General features: G+C 51.9%; 19 protein-coding genes. All 19 read right to left on the bottom strand.

Translation table 11 applies throughout. The features are described 5' to 3' along the window. Positions 1-234: 234 nt before the first annotated feature. Entirely contained in the window at positions 235-603 is a 369-nt protein-coding gene (gene aroH, locus KB559_RS06430) for a chorismate mutase (protein WP_211020876.1), read from the bottom strand. Beyond that, entirely contained in the window at positions 596-1,699 is a 1,104-nt protein-coding gene (aroB, locus tag KB559_RS06435) for a 3-dehydroquinate synthase (RefSeq protein ID WP_211020877.1), read from the bottom strand. The genes aroH and aroB overlap by 8 nt, the downstream gene beginning before the upstream one ends. Then, on the bottom strand, positions 1,699-2,868 hold the full coding sequence (gene aroC, locus KB559_RS06440; protein ID WP_211020878.1) for a chorismate synthase: 1,170 nt from the start codon (positions 2,866-2,868) through the stop codon (positions 1,699-1,701). The genes aroB and aroC overlap by 1 nt, the downstream gene beginning before the upstream one ends. A 234-nt stretch (positions 2,869-3,102) precedes the next feature. Next, positions 3,103-3,273 carry a hypothetical protein gene (locus tag KB559_RS06445; RefSeq protein ID WP_211020879.1) on the bottom strand — a complete coding sequence of 57 codons (171 nt, stop codon included), beginning with the start codon at positions 3,271-3,273 and terminating at the stop codon, positions 3,103-3,105. A 69-nt stretch (positions 3,274-3,342) separates the two neighbouring features. Further along, complete coding sequence (locus KB559_RS06450) at positions 3,343-4,170, bottom strand: CheR family methyltransferase (RefSeq protein WP_211020880.1); 828 nt, start codon at positions 4,168-4,170, stop codon at positions 3,343-3,345. Then, a complete protein-coding gene (ndk, locus tag KB559_RS06455) occupies positions 4,161-4,604 on the bottom strand; it encodes a nucleoside-diphosphate kinase (protein ID WP_211020881.1) in 444 nt (147 codons plus the stop codon). The genes KB559_RS06450 and ndk overlap by 10 nt, the downstream gene beginning before the upstream one ends. A gap of 117 nt (positions 4,605-4,721) precedes the next feature. Next, entirely contained in the window at positions 4,722-5,696 is a 975-nt protein-coding gene (locus KB559_RS06460) for a polyprenyl synthetase family protein (protein ID WP_211020882.1), read from the bottom strand. Then, positions 5,693-6,559 carry a menaquinone biosynthetic enzyme MqnA/MqnD family protein gene (locus tag KB559_RS06465; RefSeq protein WP_211020883.1) on the bottom strand — a complete coding sequence of 289 codons (867 nt, stop codon included), beginning with the start codon at positions 6,557-6,559 and terminating at the stop codon, positions 5,693-5,695. The genes KB559_RS06460 and KB559_RS06465 overlap by 4 nt, the downstream gene beginning before the upstream one ends. Further along, entirely contained in the window at positions 6,540-7,163 is a 624-nt protein-coding gene (locus tag KB559_RS06470) for a UbiX family flavin prenyltransferase (protein ID WP_211020884.1), read from the bottom strand. Before KB559_RS06470 ends, KB559_RS06465 begins: the two co-directional genes overlap by 20 nt. After that, positions 7,163-8,035, bottom strand: a complete 873-nt coding sequence (locus tag KB559_RS06475) for a UbiA-like polyprenyltransferase (protein WP_211020885.1) — start codon at positions 8,033-8,035, stop codon at positions 7,163-7,165. The genes KB559_RS06470 and KB559_RS06475 overlap by 1 nt, the downstream gene beginning before the upstream one ends. Further along, complete coding sequence (locus KB559_RS06480) at positions 8,028-8,753, bottom strand: demethylmenaquinone methyltransferase (RefSeq protein ID WP_211020886.1); 726 nt, start codon at positions 8,751-8,753, stop codon at positions 8,028-8,030. The genes KB559_RS06475 and KB559_RS06480 overlap by 8 nt, the downstream gene beginning before the upstream one ends. A 14-nt stretch (positions 8,754-8,767) precedes the next feature. Then, positions 8,768-9,637: a heptaprenyl diphosphate synthase component 1 gene (locus KB559_RS06485; protein ID WP_211020887.1), complete on the bottom strand. Its 870-nt coding sequence runs from the start codon at positions 9,635-9,637 to the stop codon at positions 8,768-8,770. Positions 9,638-9,749: 112 nt separating this feature from the next. Beyond that, positions 9,750-10,289, bottom strand: coding sequence for a hypothetical protein (locus KB559_RS06490; protein ID WP_211020888.1), 540 nt, complete (start codon positions 10,287-10,289; stop codon positions 9,750-9,752). Between the two features lie 104 nt (positions 10,290-10,393). Then, complete coding sequence (gene mtrB / locus KB559_RS06495; protein WP_211020889.1) at positions 10,394-10,654, bottom strand: trp RNA-binding attenuation protein MtrB; 261 nt, start codon at positions 10,652-10,654, stop codon at positions 10,394-10,396. A 139-nt stretch (positions 10,655-10,793) separates the two neighbouring features. Further along, positions 10,794-11,066 carry an HU family DNA-binding protein gene (locus KB559_RS06500; protein ID WP_211020890.1) on the bottom strand — a complete coding sequence of 91 codons (273 nt, stop codon included), beginning with the start codon at positions 11,064-11,066 and terminating at the stop codon, positions 10,794-10,796. Positions 11,067-11,345: 279 nt separating this feature from the next. Beyond that, the gene (gene spoIVA, locus KB559_RS06505; RefSeq protein WP_211020981.1) at positions 11,346-12,824 is read right to left on the bottom strand and encodes a stage IV sporulation protein A; all 1,479 of its coding nucleotides are present in this window, start codon (positions 12,822-12,824) and stop codon (positions 11,346-11,348) included. Positions 12,825-13,171: 347 nt separating this feature from the next. After that, entirely contained in the window at positions 13,172-14,389 is a 1,218-nt protein-coding gene (locus KB559_RS06510) for a VWA domain-containing protein (RefSeq protein WP_211020891.1), read from the bottom strand. 1 nt (position 14,390) lies between these two features. Then, positions 14,391-16,736 carry a DUF5682 family protein gene (locus KB559_RS06515; protein WP_211020892.1) on the bottom strand — a complete coding sequence of 782 codons (2,346 nt, stop codon included), beginning with the start codon at positions 16,734-16,736 and terminating at the stop codon, positions 14,391-14,393. Continuing rightward, entirely contained in the window at positions 16,733-17,833 is a 1,101-nt protein-coding gene (locus tag KB559_RS06520; RefSeq protein ID WP_211020893.1) for an ATP-binding protein, read from the bottom strand. Before KB559_RS06520 ends, KB559_RS06515 begins: the two co-directional genes overlap by 4 nt. Positions 17,834-17,847 lie beyond the last annotated feature (14 nt).

Raw genomic sequence — 17,847 nt, forward strand, 5'->3', positions numbered from 1 at the left:
CTCCCCCATCATAATACAGTGCCGACTTCCAAAAAACTGCCGGAACATCTCTCGTCTCAACTCTGCTCAACTCAGCTATACTCTACTCAGCTCTATACTCACTCAGCGATAAATTCCGACCGGCACTCCTGCAGGTCCAAAATCAATCGCTACAAAATCTTAAAATTACTATACATGATGACCGCCGCTTTGGCAACTCCAGAATTGGAAAAGTTGCCAACGACCCCGATCAGATCAAGAAACGGTCAAGTCAGGGCGCAAGCTTTGCGCCTCATTCAAATAAACATGCTTCATTTCTCTCTGCCCTTTGTTCGTGTTCACTTGGATTAGCAGGCGAATACATTTAGGAAGCCCGCCTTTCACCGGAATTTCCGTGGAGCACATCAGAGGAACCATGTCCCATCCGCTCAGGACGCGGATCGCTCTGGCCGGAAATGTCGCATCCAGGTCAGGTGTCACCGTAATCCAGACACTGCAGATGTCCTCAGGTTCAATCTGATTCCGCTCGACGACTTCTTTGAGCAATGAGGCGGTAGCCTCCAAAATCTCAGCTTCTTCGTTGCGGGTTACCGTTGTGGCACCGCGAATTCCCCGGTTATACATGATGCCCCTCCTCTTTCAATTCCGAAATGACCCGGCGGACTTCTTCCACCTTCACATCCGAGACAATTTCAACCTTCCCTATTTCGGTCGGCAGCACAAAAACGAGCTGTTGCTCTTTAAACTTCTTATCATGCATCATAGCTCCAATGATTTGGTCTTCTTCCAGATGGCCCGGCATGACTGTAGGAAGCCCAAAACCGCGGAGAATGGACGTAGTCGTATCGAATAAGGACCGATCTCTTCCCCGGTTTACGGAGATACGGGCCGCTGCCGCCATCCCGATTGAGATCGCTTCGCCGTGCAGAAACTCTCCGTAGCCGCCGATCGCTTCCAACGCATGGCCCAGTGTATGACCCAGGTTGAGGATCGCCCGTAAACCCATTTCCTTCTCATCTTCGGAAACAACCTGCGCTTTGATCGAGCATCCCTTAGTGAGACCATATCCCAAAGCATCAGGGTCCAATGACAACAGATCTGCGGTATGCTCCCTGCACCACTCGGCAAACTCGGCATCCCAGATCAGCCCGTGCTTGATCATTTCGGACAAGCCGGCCCGCACTTCCCGTTCTGGAAGACTCTGCAAAGTGTCTACATCATACAGAACCATTTCCGGCTGGTGAAAAGCACCGATCATGTTCTTCGCCAGCCGGTGGTTGACGGCAACCTTGCCGCCGACGCTGCTGTCATGAGCCAGTATTGTTGTCGGCATCTGCACGAAGGCAACGCCGCGCATATAGGATGCCGCAACAAATCCGGCCAGATCGCCGACCACGCCTCCGCCAAGAGCCACCACCACGGACCGGCGGTCAAGACCGCCCTCGATCGCCGCCGTCATGACTTCTTCGAATACTTCGAGCGATTTCGATTTCTCCCCCGACTTAACGACCTTGCTTACCGTAGTAAACCCGCTATTCCCGAGAGATTCTTCCACTCGTTTAAGGTAAAGCGGAGCGACATGATCATCCGTAACGATAAGCACCGGACTCTTCTTGCTCAGTTGGTGCCGTTCAAAATAATCTCCGGCTTCGTTCAACAGTCCGCCGCCGATGTATATCGGATAGGACCGTTCACCCAAATCCACCTGCAGCGTCCGCATTAGTAGTTCTCCAGTTGAGCGAGGTAGCTTTTCACATTGCGCTCGACTTCTTCCATAGAGTCACCGCCGAATTTCTCGAGAAACGCCTTGGCGACTTCCCAAGCCACAACATGCTCAAGCACGACGCTGGCCGCAGGTACTGCGCAGGCATCGGAACGTTCCACTTGGGCCGTAAACGGTTCTTTCGTATCGATATCCACGCTTTGCAGCGGCTTATATAACGTAGGAATCGGCTTCATCACGCCGCGGACTACGATCGGCATCCCGTTCGTCATCCCGCCTTCAAATCCGCCCAAGCGATTGCTGGCCCGGTGGTATCCACGTTCTTCGCTGTATAGAATCTCGTCATGCACTTTGGAGCCCGGCAATTTCCCGGCTTCAAAACCGATTCCGATTTCCACGCCCTTGAATGCGTTGATCGACATCACGGCCTGGGCGATGCGGCCATCCAGTTTGCGGTCGTATTGAACATGACTGCCGAGTCCGACAGGCACGCCTTCTACGATGCATTCCACGATTCCACCGATGGAATCGCCTTCTTCCTTAATCCGGTCTATGTAAGCTTCCATCTTCTTCTCGGTTTCAGGATCGACTACCCGGACGGAGGACTGTTCAGTCACCTTGGCCATTTCATCCAGCGGCAAATTATGCGGAGGAGCTTCGATTTCACCGATTCGAATAACTTGTCCCGCTATTTTGATTCCGAATTTCTCCAAAAACTGTTTGGCCACGGCGCCTACCGCTACCCGGATCGCCGTTTCACGTGCGCTGGAACGCTCCAGCACATTGCGTAGATCCTTTAAGTTGTACTTAAGTCCGCCGTTCAAATCGGCGTGGCCAGGGCGCGGACGGTGCACACGACGCTTCTCTTCGTCCGTTCCTTCGATCGGTTCAATATTCATAATGTTGCGCCAGTGCGTCCAGTCATTGTTGGCTACAATCAGAGCCACCGGAGCGCCGGTTGTGTATCCGTGCCGCACACCGCCGGCAATCTGCGCCGTATCCTTCTCGATCTGCATCCGCCGGCCTCTCCCATATCCCTTCTGGCGACGGGCCAGTTCAAAATTAAGCGCCTCAAAATCCAGATTCAAATTGCTTGGCAAACCTTCAATAATAGCTGTAAGCTGGGGTCCATGTGTTTCCCCCGCGGTCAAATAACGTAATGTCATGATGCGTTCCCCCTTTAAACTGTTAAACTGTAAAGAGCTAAAATCCGATAATTCTTTTGCTCATTATAGTATAGGACCAATCTTTTGACAAGAAAGGCATTCTACACAGAACAGTCCTAACGTTTCTTCCAACAGTCTGCCCTAAGCAAAAAAAACGCGCCGCCCCTCCTGTCATTCCACAGAAGAAACCGCGCGTCAAATTTCGGATATAAAATTTACAGAATAAGCCCCGCATTAGTTGCCGGTAGCTTGCTGATTGTCCAGCAGCGGGCCCCGCTGATTCTCGTTCGGAGTATGGTCCAGCAAATCTATAATATGCGTCTTTTCCACGCCGAGAACCTGAGCGCATTCCTGCAGCGTAAGGAATCCCCGACGGTAAGCGTCGATGACCTTTCTCTTGTCCATGGGCTGAGCTGACCTCCCTAACTCTCTTGTCAGTCATTATTGGAAAACAAAGGGAGGAATATACAGCGGCTACGCTTTTTTACGATAAAAGAACGTTTCGGCTGGCTCCAGCTCATATTGGGACGGGGAGAAAATTTGTTCTGTACTGCCGACGAAAAGAATACCTCCGGGACGCAAAGCCTTCGCAAATTTGTGATAGAGCGCGTGTTTGGCCTCTTCCGTAAAATAAATCATCACGTTTCGGCAGACGATCAGATCAAAGCCGTCTTCAAAAGGATCCAGAAGCAGGTTTTGTTTCTTGAAGGTGACCGCCTTTTTCAATTTCGCGTCAAACCGGAATTGAACGCCTTCCGGGGTAAAATAACGCTTAACCACGTCAGCCGGGACGTCCTTCAGCGAACGATCCAGGTACAATCCTTCGGCAGCCTTGGCCAAAGCGCCTTCATCGATATCGCTGGCAAGCAAATATGTATGCTGCAGCAATCCTTGATCTGCGAGGATCATGGACAGCGTATACGGCTCTTCACCGGTAGAGCAAGCCGCGCTCCATACCCGAAGGCGTGACCTGCCTGCGGACAGGCCCGGAAGCACCGTATCTCTGAGCACTTCCCAGCGGTTCGGGTTACGCCAGAATTCGGATACGTTAATCGTCATCTTATCCAGAAATTCATAGAACAGCGGTTTATTAACCATCATTGCATTATAAAAAGCATCGAAAGTTGGGTATCCGTTTTTGTTGCGGAGCGTCGTCAACCGGCGCTTCATTTGAGCTTCCTTGTACTGAGCCAAATCAATTCCCGTGCTTTTCTTGATGCTTTGGATAAATCCCGCATAATCCGGATCCGCAGCCTCGTTTCCCCTGCTCCGGGAAGACTCGTCTAATTTGATCATATCCATGGCGCTATGCTCTTCGAATAAGCAACCAGTTCATGGTCTTCAAAGAAGTTTGCAATTTCCCGTTCCGCACTTTCAGGTCCGTCCGAGCCGTGAATCAGATTGAACGGCGTGTGGGCGGCAAAGTCGCCGCGGATGGTACCTGGCAACGCTTCCGTCACTTTGGTCTTGCCGATGACGATCCGCGATAATGTAACGATATCGTCTCCTTCCCAGACCATGGCAAACACGGGTCCAGAGGTAATAAAGCTGACCAAACTGTCAAAGAAGGGTTTACCTTCGTGCTCCGCATAATGTCTCATGGCCTGTTCCTTCGACACCTGTACGAGCTTTCCGGCCACAAGATTAAATCCTTTGTCTTCAAAACGGCTGATAATTCTGCCGATTAATCCCCGTTGGACTCCGTCCGGTTTAACCATTAAAAAGGTACGTTCCATGGTTCTCCTCCTGATTTAGACAACATTGATAATAGATAATATGGAAAGGCTGCAATAACCGTATTCTACCAAAAAAACCGTCGTCTGATAAGCTTCATTTAGAGACTTGATCCGTAATCAATAGGAACGTTTGTTGACAAATAGTGCAATTTCTTTCAAATGAGTTCTCGTTTTGCTCTCAGGCAGCTCATCAAGCGCATCCATCGCCTTGCCGATAAACCGGTCGGCGAGCTGCTCCGCTCGTGAAATGCCCTGACTCGACAAGATCATTTGTATTGCCTTGGAGGCATCGGCATCAGCACCCTGTTCCCGGATTGTCGATATTTCCCGCAGTAGCGGTACTTTAAGCCCCTCCTCCTGCAGCGCATAAATGACAGGCAGCGTAATATTCCCCTGCCGCATATCACTGCCGGGCGGCTTGCCGATACTCTTCTCCGTTCCGCACAAGTCCAGCAGATCGTCACGGATCTGGAATGCCATCCCCACATTATATCCATAGCGGTACAGTAAAGAATGCACCTTGGCTGTCGCATCCGATGCCAAAGCTCCGAGCTGACAGCTGATCGCGATCAACAGCGCCGTCTTGCGGCGGATACGCAGCAGATAGTGGCGGACCGATTGATCCGTATTAAAGAAATCGCGGATCTGCTCCATCTCACCCACCGACATCTGCACCATCGCTTTAGCCAATATCCGGTGAAGCTGGGGATTTTCAAGCTGGGTCGCCAGCATCAGCGCCTTGGCATAAATATAATCGCCGGTGTACATGGCGATTTTGTTGTCCCACTTTGCTTTAACCGTAGGTTTCCCGCGACGCGTGCCGGCATCGTCGATCACATCGTCATGAACGAGCGAAGCGGAGTGGATGAGCTCGAGCGGAACCGCCACGTGCTGCAATTTTTCCAGATCGTAATTACCGAACTTCCCGCCTAGCAGCACAAAAATCGGGCGCAGCCGTTTCCCCCCGGCTTTCAGAAGATGCAGAGACGTCTCGCTCAGCAGCTCGTCATCGCCTTCGATGCTCCGGTACAGCTGCCGTTCAATAAAGTCCATATCCCTTTTCAGCGTGCCGAAAATATCCATTAATTTCATTCTTTCACCCGTGTCAGCGTATTGTCACTCCAAATGTTCATATCTACCTTGTTTGGCAGAAGCCCCATCTCATAAGCGTACGAAAAGTATAAGGCCAAACCGCTCTGCCGCTGTTCACTAAAATCATAACATAAGTTATTAAAATAATGATGCCAATAATCCGTCGTCCCGCCGATCTCGCGGCAGGCTTTATCCACAAGCGGGTTCAAATCCGCCAAGCTGCGGCGTTTGCTCTCCTCGAATGCCTCGCTAACCTTGGAGAGAAAACGGGGATGACTCTCGGCAAAAGACCGCTGAACCGCCCAAACGGCAAAGGTCATGCCGTAACCGGTCCATTGTTTCCAGACTTCCCCCAAATCAGTGACGATATAACCGTGATCTCTCCAGGAAGCCTGAATGGCATGATCACCGATCAATAGCGCTGCATCGCTTTGTTCCATCATCGTGTCAAGCACCGGCTCGCTGTCCCAGTAGGTCGGTTGTCCGCCATAAGCTTTTTCCATAATGATTTTCAACAGGTTTACCGACGTTGCCGAAGTGTTCGTCAGCGCGATGACGCCGTTCTTGATTTCCTCTGGAGGCTTGCGCGAGAACAGAAGAATCGAGTTTACAGGTCCGTCGGAGCTGACCGATAAATCGGGCAGAAGGATGAAGCGATCCGAGCCGTAACCGAAAGCGAAGGAGGAGACGGGCGATAAATCCAGTTCCCCTTTCAGCATTTTCCGGTTAAGCAATGAAGGAACCTCCGTTACCAGGCTCGCCGGCTGCGGCAAATCGATAGTTTTGAAATGATGAAAAACAGGCCATACGTTAGTGTACTTAATTTTTCCGATGAGGATGTCGTCATTCTCCCGGTTGTTCACTGTGATCCCCCCATCTAGTAAAGAGAGCGTGTTCTATTTTCAAGTTGTCCAGTACTTTACCCACTAAGAATGCAACCAAATCATCAATACTTTGCGGGCCGAAGTAAAACGCAGGCATGGCCGGGATCATACGGACTCCAAGCCTGGCCAGTTTGGTCATATTTTCCAAATGAATCGCGTGAAGCGGCGTCTCGCGAGGAACAAGCACAAGCGGTCGGCCTTCCTTAAGCATCACGTCCGCCGCGCGGGTCATCAGGTTGTCCGAGGAACCGTTGGCGATCGAGGAGAGGGTTCCCATAGAGCAAGGCATAATGACCATACCCTCTACCAAAAAGGAACCGCTGGCGATCGATGCCCCGATATCCCCTACGGGATGGTAAGTATAGCTGCCAGAAAATCCGTCAAAATGAGATCGCAGCACAGCTTCCCGGTCCGTCGTTTCCCAGCCCAGTTCTTCCTTCATCACCCGCCAGCCGGCATTCGAAATCACCAGGTGAACGTTGATGCCGAGACCCAGCAGCGTTTTGACCAGCTTCACGCCGTATACCGCCCCGCTCGCTCCCGTAATTCCGACCACCATCGCCCTGTTCTTGTTTTCGCTCATCAGGATTGCCGCACCACCAAATCGATTAGCGTGAACGAAAACACGACGATACTGAGCACGCCATTCATTGTAAAGAAGGCTGTCTGCAGCCGGCTGAGGTCGCTGGGAGAGACGATATAATGCTCATAAAACAAGATCAGGCACGCGATCAGCATGCCGGCGATATACCACCAGCCGAGATCCGCCATGAGCAGCAACGCAATATATCCGAGTGCGGAAATGATATGAAATACCTGGGCAATGCGGAGTGAGTTCGCGACACCGAACCGGACCGGTATGGAGTATAGTCCCTCTTTTGTGTCAAACTCGACATCCTGACAGGAATAGATCACATCAAAGCCAGCCACCCATAAAGCGATGGTGATGTACAGCACCATGGCCGTTGCGTCCACTTTGCCGGTTACGGCTGCCCAGCCGCCCAGTGGGGCCAAGGCGATCGTCAAGCCGAGTACAACGTGACAAAGCCATGTGAAGCGTTTCGTATAAGAGTAAACCACAAGCATAACCACCGCGATTGGAAGCAGCTTCATCGCCAACGGATTAAGCTCGGCAGCCGCCCAGAACAACAGTGCAAATGAAATAAGGATAAAGAGGACAACTTCGCCGATCTTCAGAAGTCCGGCAGGAATGGCCCGTCCGGCCGTACGGGGGTTCTTAGCGTCGCTAACCCGGTCGATCAGCCGGTTTAGTCCCATCGCCGCGCTTCGGGCTCCGAACATCGCCAGCAACACCCAACCGATTTGGGCCCAGGAAGGAAGTTCATGGTTAATCGCCACGGATCCAAGCAGCGCGCCCATGAAGGCGAACGGCAATGCAAACACCGTATGTTCAAATTTAATCATCTGTAAAAAAACTGCTGCTTTCCTAAACATTTTGCGTCTCCTTCGTTCCGATATGTAAAGCGGCTACTCCGCCGGTTAAAGGATACGCTTCGACTTCGGTAAGTCCGGTTTCCCGAAAAATCTGAGCAAGCTCCTCACGGCCGGGAAACTGTATGAGGGATTCCGGTAGCCATTTGTATTGCTCGTATCGCTTGGCAATCAGCTTTCCAAGCAAAGGCAACAAATGTTTGAAATAAAAGTAGTATAGCCCCTTGAACGGCTGCCACGTCGGCTTGGACACTTCCAGGCAGACCACCATGCCCCCAGGTTTGACGACCCTCTGCATTTCTTTGAGGACCTGGCGAAGATCCGGCACGTTTCTCAGACCGAATCCGATCGTCGCGTATTGAAACGTATTATCCTCAAAAGGCAAAGCCATCGCATTCCCCTGAACAAGAACAATCGAAGAGTCCAGACCTTGCTCGGCGATTTTACGGCGACCGACCTCGAGCATATTTTCACTAAAATCTAGCCCGGTAATGCTGCCTCCGCTTGTCTGTGCCATGCTGATCGTCCAATCACAAGTCCCGCAGCAGAGATCAATCGCCGTATCGCCCTGCGACATATTCATTTTCTTCATCGTAAATTTTCGCCATGCTTTATGGCGGCCAAAGCTAATAATATCGTTCATTTTATCGTAATTGGGAGCAATACTCTCAAATACGGAGTGTACGAACTTCTCCTTTGGTTTAGAGGACAGACTACTCATTTCAACTCTTCACCTTACCCTTCTTGAATTGCACGTCGCTGCGATGACAATACGGACAGCATCGGTTCCACAATCCCGCCAATCTCGGAGCGGATCTTGTCGCTCTGGCATTCCGGAACCAGACCTTGCACCCGTTCCACCGATTGCCGCAGCATCGACGCAAGCTGCTCTCTGATTTTGTATTTCGTGAGCAACAAGCTCCAATCCCGTTCCCCGATCTTCCGGGCGGATATCATTTCTTTGTCCTCAGCGGTTCCCGTCTCCCAAATATGCAGGAACGCGAAGCCTTTGTGTTCCTCCGGCGAAAGAGAATAATGCTTCATTTCATCCAGCATGACTTCGCAGCGGCTGATCTCTGTCAGCAGCAATTTCCAAATATTTTGTACGGACCTGTCCAACTGCTGCGTAAATGAATGGAACAGCACCGTTTTGAGCTGAACGCGCTCCTTCAAGTATTCTTCTGCAGGGAGCAGCATTTTTCTGAGCCCGGTATAGAGTCTCACCTTGAGCCGGTTCACTTCGCAAATCGCTGCACTCATTTTTGATACCGTTCCGATTTCCGCTTTCTGCGCTAGCAGTTCATAGAACACGCTGCTGAAATAGTCGCCCGCCAATACCTTCAATTGCCGGGATCGCATCTCCTGCTCTTCCTTGCAGCTGTCGTCCACGTCGATCTTGTCGTGGGTATCCAAGCCAAGCTGCACAAGAAAAGCGGCAAGCGCGCATGTTTCCGCCGAACGGGCCGTTTCACGCCCGCCGTCGTTTAAAAACGTATAAAGCAAACGAACACGGGGAACCGGGAATTCCGGTAGCTCCGTGTGAGTTGAAATCATGTCGTATTCGACATACTTTTGTGCCAATTCTGTTATGCGATCAGGTCTCATCCTCTGCCTCCGAGCCGCTATTCCTGACATCTGCAATTCTTCAAAAATGCTTAAAGATGTCACAATCTTGTCTATTATAGCATATGTTTTTGGGGAGCGCACGAAGCGTAAGCTAATTGACGCCCCGCTTCCAGAGATGGGTTTCCGTCATTCTGAAAAGCGTACGAAGCTCCTTCGGAAGCTCATGGTCACCGGCATTCCGCAGTTCATTCATCGCCGAATCCGACCATTCCCCCCGGCGCACATCGGCGGCCAGCAGCAGATATCTCGTTCCGAGCCACCGGTCCTCCGCAACGAGACGCAGCAGTAACTGATCGATATTGGACGTCCGCTCGAAGGAAAAAGAAATCAGCTCGGCAATACCGCGATATAATTCACCTTTATCGAAACGCTCCTCAGTCACTTTTAGATCCACGGACAGCACCGAACCGTTCAAATCCACCTTAGCGATCGGGACGGGCAACTCAATCGCGGACAAGCCGTCGACCAGATTGCCGTCGTTCAACTCCGCCGGTTTGCCCGGCTCGAATACAGCCGCTGATACCGGCCGGCTATGTTCAAATACCGGACCTCCGGCTCTAGTAATTACCGAGAGCAACAGTACGGTTCCAAGTGTAACCAACAGGCTTTGAAGAATCCATTTCACTTTCACGGGACTCCCCCTCTTCCATCGTCTTCCGTTATTACCGGACAGACATTAGAGTCTATATCCCATTGTACAAAAGAAAAAAGCAGGCTATGCCTGCAATTTCAAAATCATTCTTCCGTATCGATGACACCGAGCTTCGTATAGACAACGGCTTTGCCTCTTACTTTTACAGCCGATGTATGATCGGTAAACTGTGCGATCAGTACTTCGCCTTTGTCCAGCTTTTCCGTGTGGTGAAACCGAGTGTCTTTGCCCCGGGTAAGCCCGATTACCGTGACGCCCTGCTCCTTCGCCTTGACGACAAAGTAGTCTCCGTTGCTGACGCCCCGTTCGGCTCCTCCCGCTTGATCAGCATGCTGTTGATCCATGAAGGCATTCCTCCCAACATAATATAGCGTAAAACCTTCCCGGTGCTGAAAAGTCGACTTTTTTGAACACGTACTAAAAGAAAAAGCCGTGAACAAAATGCCCACGGACTTTATTAACACGGAAGATATGTAGAAATCTTTATTTAATTCCGTCTTTGAGCGCTTTGCCTGGTTTGAATGCCGGGATTTTGCTCGCAGGGATTTCGATTTCCTCTCCGGTTTGCGGGTTGCGGCCTTTACGGGCGGAACGCTCGCGGACTTCGAAATTGCCGAAACCTACCAGTTGTACTTTATCTCCGCTTTGAAGAGCTTCGGAAATTGCTTCGAAAACGGCGTCAACGGCTTTAGTTGCGTCTTTCTTGGACAATTCCGCACTTTCAGATACTTGAGAAATCAAGTCGGATTTATTCATCAGGGTTCACCTCCCTACCAAATGGATTATATCATTCTGATATTCTGTGTTTCCGTTTTGCCGTAGAATATACGTTGAACCGCGCATATTACGTGCAAATCCCCAGTAAAACCGCAGTTTTGACCACGATTCGGGGGCGCGGAACAAACTTATAGTAATACAGCCCATCGATATTTTCAAGTTTTTTAGGCGGAATAGGTCAAAAGTACATAACTTCTTCTATGCTCGGACGGCAAAAAACAGGGCAGGCTGAATGAACCAGCCTGCCCTGTTTTTTATTTAAAGGATGATGGCGATGAGTCCGCCGGAACCTTCGTTGATGATTCTTCCGAGTGTTTCCTGCAGCTTGTAACGGGCATTGTCAGGCATCATGGCGATTTTGCCCTGGATTCCCTCTCTCACGATGGAATGCAGCGAACGGCCAAAAATATCGGACTCCCAAATTTTGATCGGATCGTTCTCGAAATCTTGCATCAGGTACCGGACGAGCTCTTCGCTTTGCTTTTCAGTCCCGATAATCGGTGCGAACTCGGACTCTACGTCGACGCGAATCATATGAATTGAAGGCGCCGTCGCTTTCAGTCTTACCCCGAACCGGGAGCCTTGCCGTATCAGTTCCGGCTCGTCGAGCGCCATTTCGGCAAGCGACGGCGCGGCGATGCCGTAGCCGGTAGTCTTGACCATTTCAAGCGCTTCCGCAAACCGGTCGTATTCCTTCTTGGCATGCGTGAAATCCTGCATCAGTTGAAGCAGATGATCTTTGCCGCGGATCTCTACTCCGACCACTTCCATGAGGATATGGTCATAGAGATCATCCGGAGCATATAGATCGATCTCCGCCACGCCCTGACCCATGTTCAGGCCGCTAAGCCCGGCGCGATCGATGAAATCGTATTCCATGAAATTGCTGACGACACGATCGACATCCCGGAGTCTGCGAATATCTTTTACGGTGTCGCGAACGGAATTCTCATAATTACTCCGAAGCCAGTGGTTCTCATTCAGCACCATGACCCAGCTCGGAAGGTTGACGTTGACTTCATGAACCGGGAATTCGTAAAGAACCTCTCTCAGTACACCGGTCACGTCTTCTTCGGTCATTGTAGCGGCGCTTAAAGTAATGACCGGAATATCGTATTTGGCGGCCAGTTCGCCGCGCAGTTGTTGGGCTTCGTCGCTGCTCGGACGCGTCGAGTTAATGACAAGCACAAACGGTTTGCCGACTTCCTTCAGCTCGGCAATTACCCGCTCCTCCGATTCCACATAGGAATAGCGCGGAATGTCGGCGATCGTGCCGTCCGTCGTTACGACGACGCCCAAAGTGGAATGCTCCTGAATGACTTTACGGGTTCCGATTTCGGCCGCTTCCTGAAACGGAATCGGTTCCTCGAACCAAGGCGTGGATATCATCCGCGGACCATTTTCATCCTCGTATCCTTTGGCGCCTTCTACCGCGTATCCGACGCAATCCACGAGCCTAACGTTGACCTCAAGCCCTTCGGCGACCTTGATTTGCACCGCATTGTTCGGAACGAACTTCGGCTCGGTCGTCATGATCGTCTTGCCGGCTGCGCTTTGCGGAAGTTCATCCACCGCCCTTACCCGGTCCGCCTCGCTGGAAATGTTCGGGAGCACCACCGTTTCCATGAATCGTTTGATAAACGTTGATTTGCCGGTGCGGACAGCTCCGACGACACCCAGATAAATATCCCCTCCGGTACGTTCGGCAATGTCCTTAAAAATGTCCACTTTCTCCAATACCAATGATATCCCCTCCTCAAAATTCGCCGAAGGAAAAATGCTTTGAGAGCATCCGCTTCGTTATTCACCAACATTTTGAAATCTTAGCTACAGCAGGAGCGGCAGCTCCCCGTACCCGTGTCCGCCGCCGCAAATCCCGGTGGAGAGAACAAAAACGAAGCGGCGTAACTCGTACATGCATTTGGACTAGTATCATCATATGTACCAGATGCGGATTTATGACGGAATACACCGTCCGAGTCTACTTTTTTTTAACCGGCGCTTCGTCACGAGCAAGGCGGCTCAATTTCCGCCATATTAAATGAGTATGAGTCTATCGATTCCAATATGACAACGGAGCCGCTTTATCTCCCTTTTGCCTCCAGCCGCTTGGCCAGCTCCGTCAAATCCTGCCCTTTCAGCGCGCCTTCCACGAGTTCCGGGAGCAAAGCCGGCGTGCAGGCAAAGCTGGGGGTACCGTTCTTCGAAAAAGTGTTGGCCAATCGTTCGTCATAGAACGGTTTTCCTTCATCGGACAGCGCAAGCAGGCAGAGCGTCTTGACCCCCGACTCATTCATTTCACGCATCCGGCGAATCAACCTGGACTGATTCCCTCCCTCGTAGAGATCGGAAATTAATATAAATAACGTCTTACCGGGCTCTTGAATAAACTGCTCGCAATAGGCCACCGACTTATCGATATTCGTCCCTCCTCCAAGCTGAATCCCGAACAGCATATCTACCGGGTCATTGGCGCATTGCTCCGTAAGATCGACCACTTCGGTATCAAAGACGACGACCCGGGTGTCGAGCGCGGGGATACTTGCAAATATCGAACCGATCACGGATGCCCAGATAACGGATTCCGCCATAGAGCCGCTCTGGTCGATATCGACGATCACCGTCCATTCCTTGTTGCTTTTCACCCTGTCAAAATAATAGAATCGTTCCGGTATAATCACCCGCCGGTCGGTATCGTAATTTTTCAAGTTCCGTTGGATCGTACGCTTCCAATCGATACCGCTTAACGAAGAGATCGGCGTGTGCTGCCTGCGGTTCAAGGCACCGGTCACAGCCCTTCTAAGCTCATTCTCCATACGCTTGATCAATTCGTCCACCACGGCCTGTACGAGCATGCGGGCCGTATCCTTCGTCCGCTCCGGAATTTTGCCCTTCAGCGACAGCAAGGTGCCTACCAGCTGAATATCCGGCTTCACGCTGGTCAAAACTTCCGGCTCAAACAGCAGTTGTTTCCAACCCTTGCGTTCCATTGCATCATGCTGAATTACCGAGACGACATCTTCCGGAAAAAAAGTCCTGACATCCCCGAGCCACTCGGCAAGCCGGGGAGCGGATTTGCCTCTCCCCGCCCCGCGTCCATGAGAGCCGGTGCCTGAATTCGCTCCGTTTCCCGATCCATCCGTTTGATCATAGATGGCAGCCAGCGCACGGTCCATGATCTGCTCCTCCGCGGTCAAACTCAACGGATCGGCTCCCGAGTGCCTGTTCAGCTCTTCTTCAGCGGCTGCGCCTAATATCAGCCTCCAACGCGATAAGGTTTGATGTTCCACTGCATATTCCATCTTAAAAATCCTCAAAATCAAAATCATTCAATTCATCCAGCATTCGGGCTTCATCCTCCTTTAAATCGTCCGTCAACATCTCCGCCACTTGTTCAATGTCTCTGCCCCAAAGCTCTCCAAGCAGCTCTGCGACCATCGTCTTTTCCTTCGAACTGAACGCACTGAAGGCCCGCCGCAAAAAGACCAGCGCCCGCATAAATTCTTCATCTTCAAGCTTGCCAATGTATTCGTTCAGCTGTTCCCACAAACTCATTCGGGATATAAGAGCGTAGCGGTTGCGCATCGCCAAGCCCTCGAACCAGCCGGCTCCAAGGTCCGCCGGAATTCCCGGGGATAAACGACGGGAAACTTCGGCCGAGCATTGCTCCGCGGTCATTTGACCCCGCTCCAGCAAGATCGCGCAAGCCAAGCCCGAGAGCCGGGCATGTGCATCATCGCGGTCGGACAATTCCGTTAGCACCTGAATCCACAGTTCTTCATCCACTTCATCGCCATGCTCGGCCGCAACAAAATTCAATTCATTCATCGAGGCCGCCATGGCTTGCGCCACCTCGTCATTGCACCGGCTTGCTTCGTTCAAAAACAGGCAGGCCTTCATGAACATTTGCCGAAGCAGAGGGGTTAGCGGCGCAGTGTCTATTTTCCGTATCCCGCCGAATCGAATCAACCTGGACAGCCTTCCGGCCGCTGCGGCAATTTGGACGACGTCTTGACTTTCTACCGCCAGTTTTTGCAGCGTCTGACGCCCCGCCTCCATCTGATGAATCATGCCGCACTCATAAGCGACCGTAATGAGGCTGGAAGCCTCCTCTATAGTTTCGCAACTTTCCAGACGCTGCTGAAATACAAACCCGGCTGCAACGTCAACCGTTTCGCCGAGCAGCGTGGATTCAACAACCTCAATCTCCACTTCCGGGGACCACTGCAGAATCCAATGCTCCGCCCACTCGGCCTGGCCTTGGGCCCTGCTTCGTTCCTTGACGAAATGAATGCCGAGCAGCTTCAGACGATGAAACCATAACGAGCGGTTCAGGTCCAAAAAAGCGGCTTCCTCCGAGGAAACCCTGCGATTTTCCCGCAGATCGAGCACCAAGTCGTTCGCCACTGCGGTTTTGTACTTATCCAGCTTGAGCCGTTTCAACTGGCGGTTCATATCTTCCTGAATGGGTGTCTGACTGACGCCCTCCGCCAATTCTCCTATGGCTGTGCCAACTTCGATACGTGCCAGGGACTCTGCTATCACCGAAAGTTCCCCCCGCCCGAGTAGCGTCTTTGCCGCATCCCGCAAATCTCGCAGGGACGGCTGGCATCCGTCATGCAGAGCGGCCAGGGATTCAGCAAGTCTCACCCCTTCGATCACTTCCGCTGTTGAACGATTCGTACCCACATTTCTTAAATCCCCCGCAATGGAGGTCAAATAATGATAAGGCAAATCCCCAAGTCTTCCGCGAATCATCTGCTTCCACATCATTTCAAAATAGAACGGCGCAATATTGCCGGCTCCGTAACCGGTAAGCGAGGACAGCTTCAAATACGAATAAGGCATCAGCGTCAGTTTAGTCCGCCGGGAAGGCAGCCGCTTCAGTTCCTCATCGCTCATGGCGCCCTCTAAATTGGACAGCGCCAAAGCGTGATAAGCCCCGCAAATGACAACAATCTCCTCGGGCTTATGTCCCTCCGCGATCGTCTCGGCAATCCGCCTGCACATATAAGCTTCACGTACCGCATTGTAGGCGTATGCCAGCGTTTCGTTAGTTCGCTCCTGCTCCTCCGTCAACTCCCTCATTTGCCTTGAATAAGCCAATATCGCCTGGCGATAGGCATCCGGGCTCAGATTATGCTCAAAGTTCCGTTCCCAAAAGGCGTCATAATCGACTTCTCCGGAAATTTCCGCAATCCGCTGATATAGATCAAGGGGTTCGTCTCCGGACCCTTGACTTTCTTGAGTTTCTCGATGAGATCCCTCGTCATCCGATCGGTCAGGACGCACTCTCTCCCGCCGTGCCTCCTCCAGGCAGATGACTGAAGCTGATGGCAAATCGATGAATGCGCAGGCTGCGCCCTTCTTACGAGCCCAACGCATCGCCTGGAATTCTGGTGAATAATCGGCAAACGGCCATAGAACGGTACGCACGGGCAATTGCTCGGTAAAAGCAAGGATCGCCACCGGAGGCTTGGTGGAGCTACTCGTCAGATGAACAATTTCAGAGGTGGCGTCCGACGGACCTTCAATCAAAACCGCCGTAGGCTGTACATGCTCCAAATAGTCCAGGACATGAAACGCACCGGCTGGCGACAGGTGCCGGACGCCAAAAATATGAACTCCGGCGCCGCGTCCCCCTTTCATGGATTGATCTCCTTGCATGCGTTATAAAGCCCTCGCCAGCCCGCCCCGCGTTTTTTCATCACATGGTCCAGGTACTCCTTCCAGACGAGCCGGTCTTTATCGTCATCCTTGACGATGGCCCCCTGGAGGCCGGCCGCCAAATCCTCGTCCGTCATCTCTCCATCGCCGAAGCTGGCGGCAAGCGCCATACTGTTCGTGAGCAGCGAAATCGCTTCAGCGGTCGAGATGACGCCGGCAGGGGATTTGACCTTTTCCTTTTTATCCAGCGTCATCCCGCTTCTCAGTTCCCTGAATATCGTGACCACCTTGTGAAGCGCTTCGTCTGCCGGAACCGCCGCCTGCAGATCATAAGAAGACGCAATTTCGGCAACACGTTTCTTGACGATCTCGACTTCGGTCTCCAAATCCGCCGGCGCAGGCAGTACGATCATATTGAACCGGCGCTTCAAAGCCGTCGACATTTCATTGACTCCGCGGTCACGGGTGTTGGCGGTAGCGATGATGCTGAAACCTTTCCGTGCATGCGCTTCCTTGCCGAGCTCCGGAACGGAAATCGTCTTTTCCGATAAGATTGAAATTAACGCATCCTGAACTTCCGAGGCACAACGTGAAATTTCCTCAAACCGGGCAATTCCCCCTGCCTCCATCGCTCTCATGATCGGACTTTGCACAAGCGCCTCCGGTGTAGGGCCTTGGGCCAGAAGCATGGCGTAATTCCAGGAATAACGCACCTGTTCTTCGGTAGTCCCTGCGGTTCCTTGAACGACCAAGCCCGAATTTCCGTATATAGCCGCAGCTAAATTTTCGGACAGCCAGGATTTGGCCGTTCCGGGCTCGCCGATCAGCAGCAGGGCCCGGTCCGTCACCAACGTAGCGATCGCCATTTCGACAATCCGCGTGTTCCCGATATATTTGGGAGTGATCTTTTGCTTGCCGGCCACGCCCCCGACGATAAACTTCAATACGGCTTGAGGAGACATCTGCCATCCAGTCGGGATTGTCCCTCGATCTTCCGCTATCAGCGCCTTAAGCTCATCCTGAAACAGCAATTCAGCCGGCAGGCGCATCACATCTTGCATACTATCCACGTTGCTCATATCCGACACTCCTT

It is taken from the genome of Paenibacillus sp. Marseille-P2973 (assembly GCF_018101095.1).
Classification (GTDB): domain Bacteria; phylum Bacillota; class Bacilli; order Paenibacillales; family Paenibacillaceae; genus Fontibacillus; species Fontibacillus vini.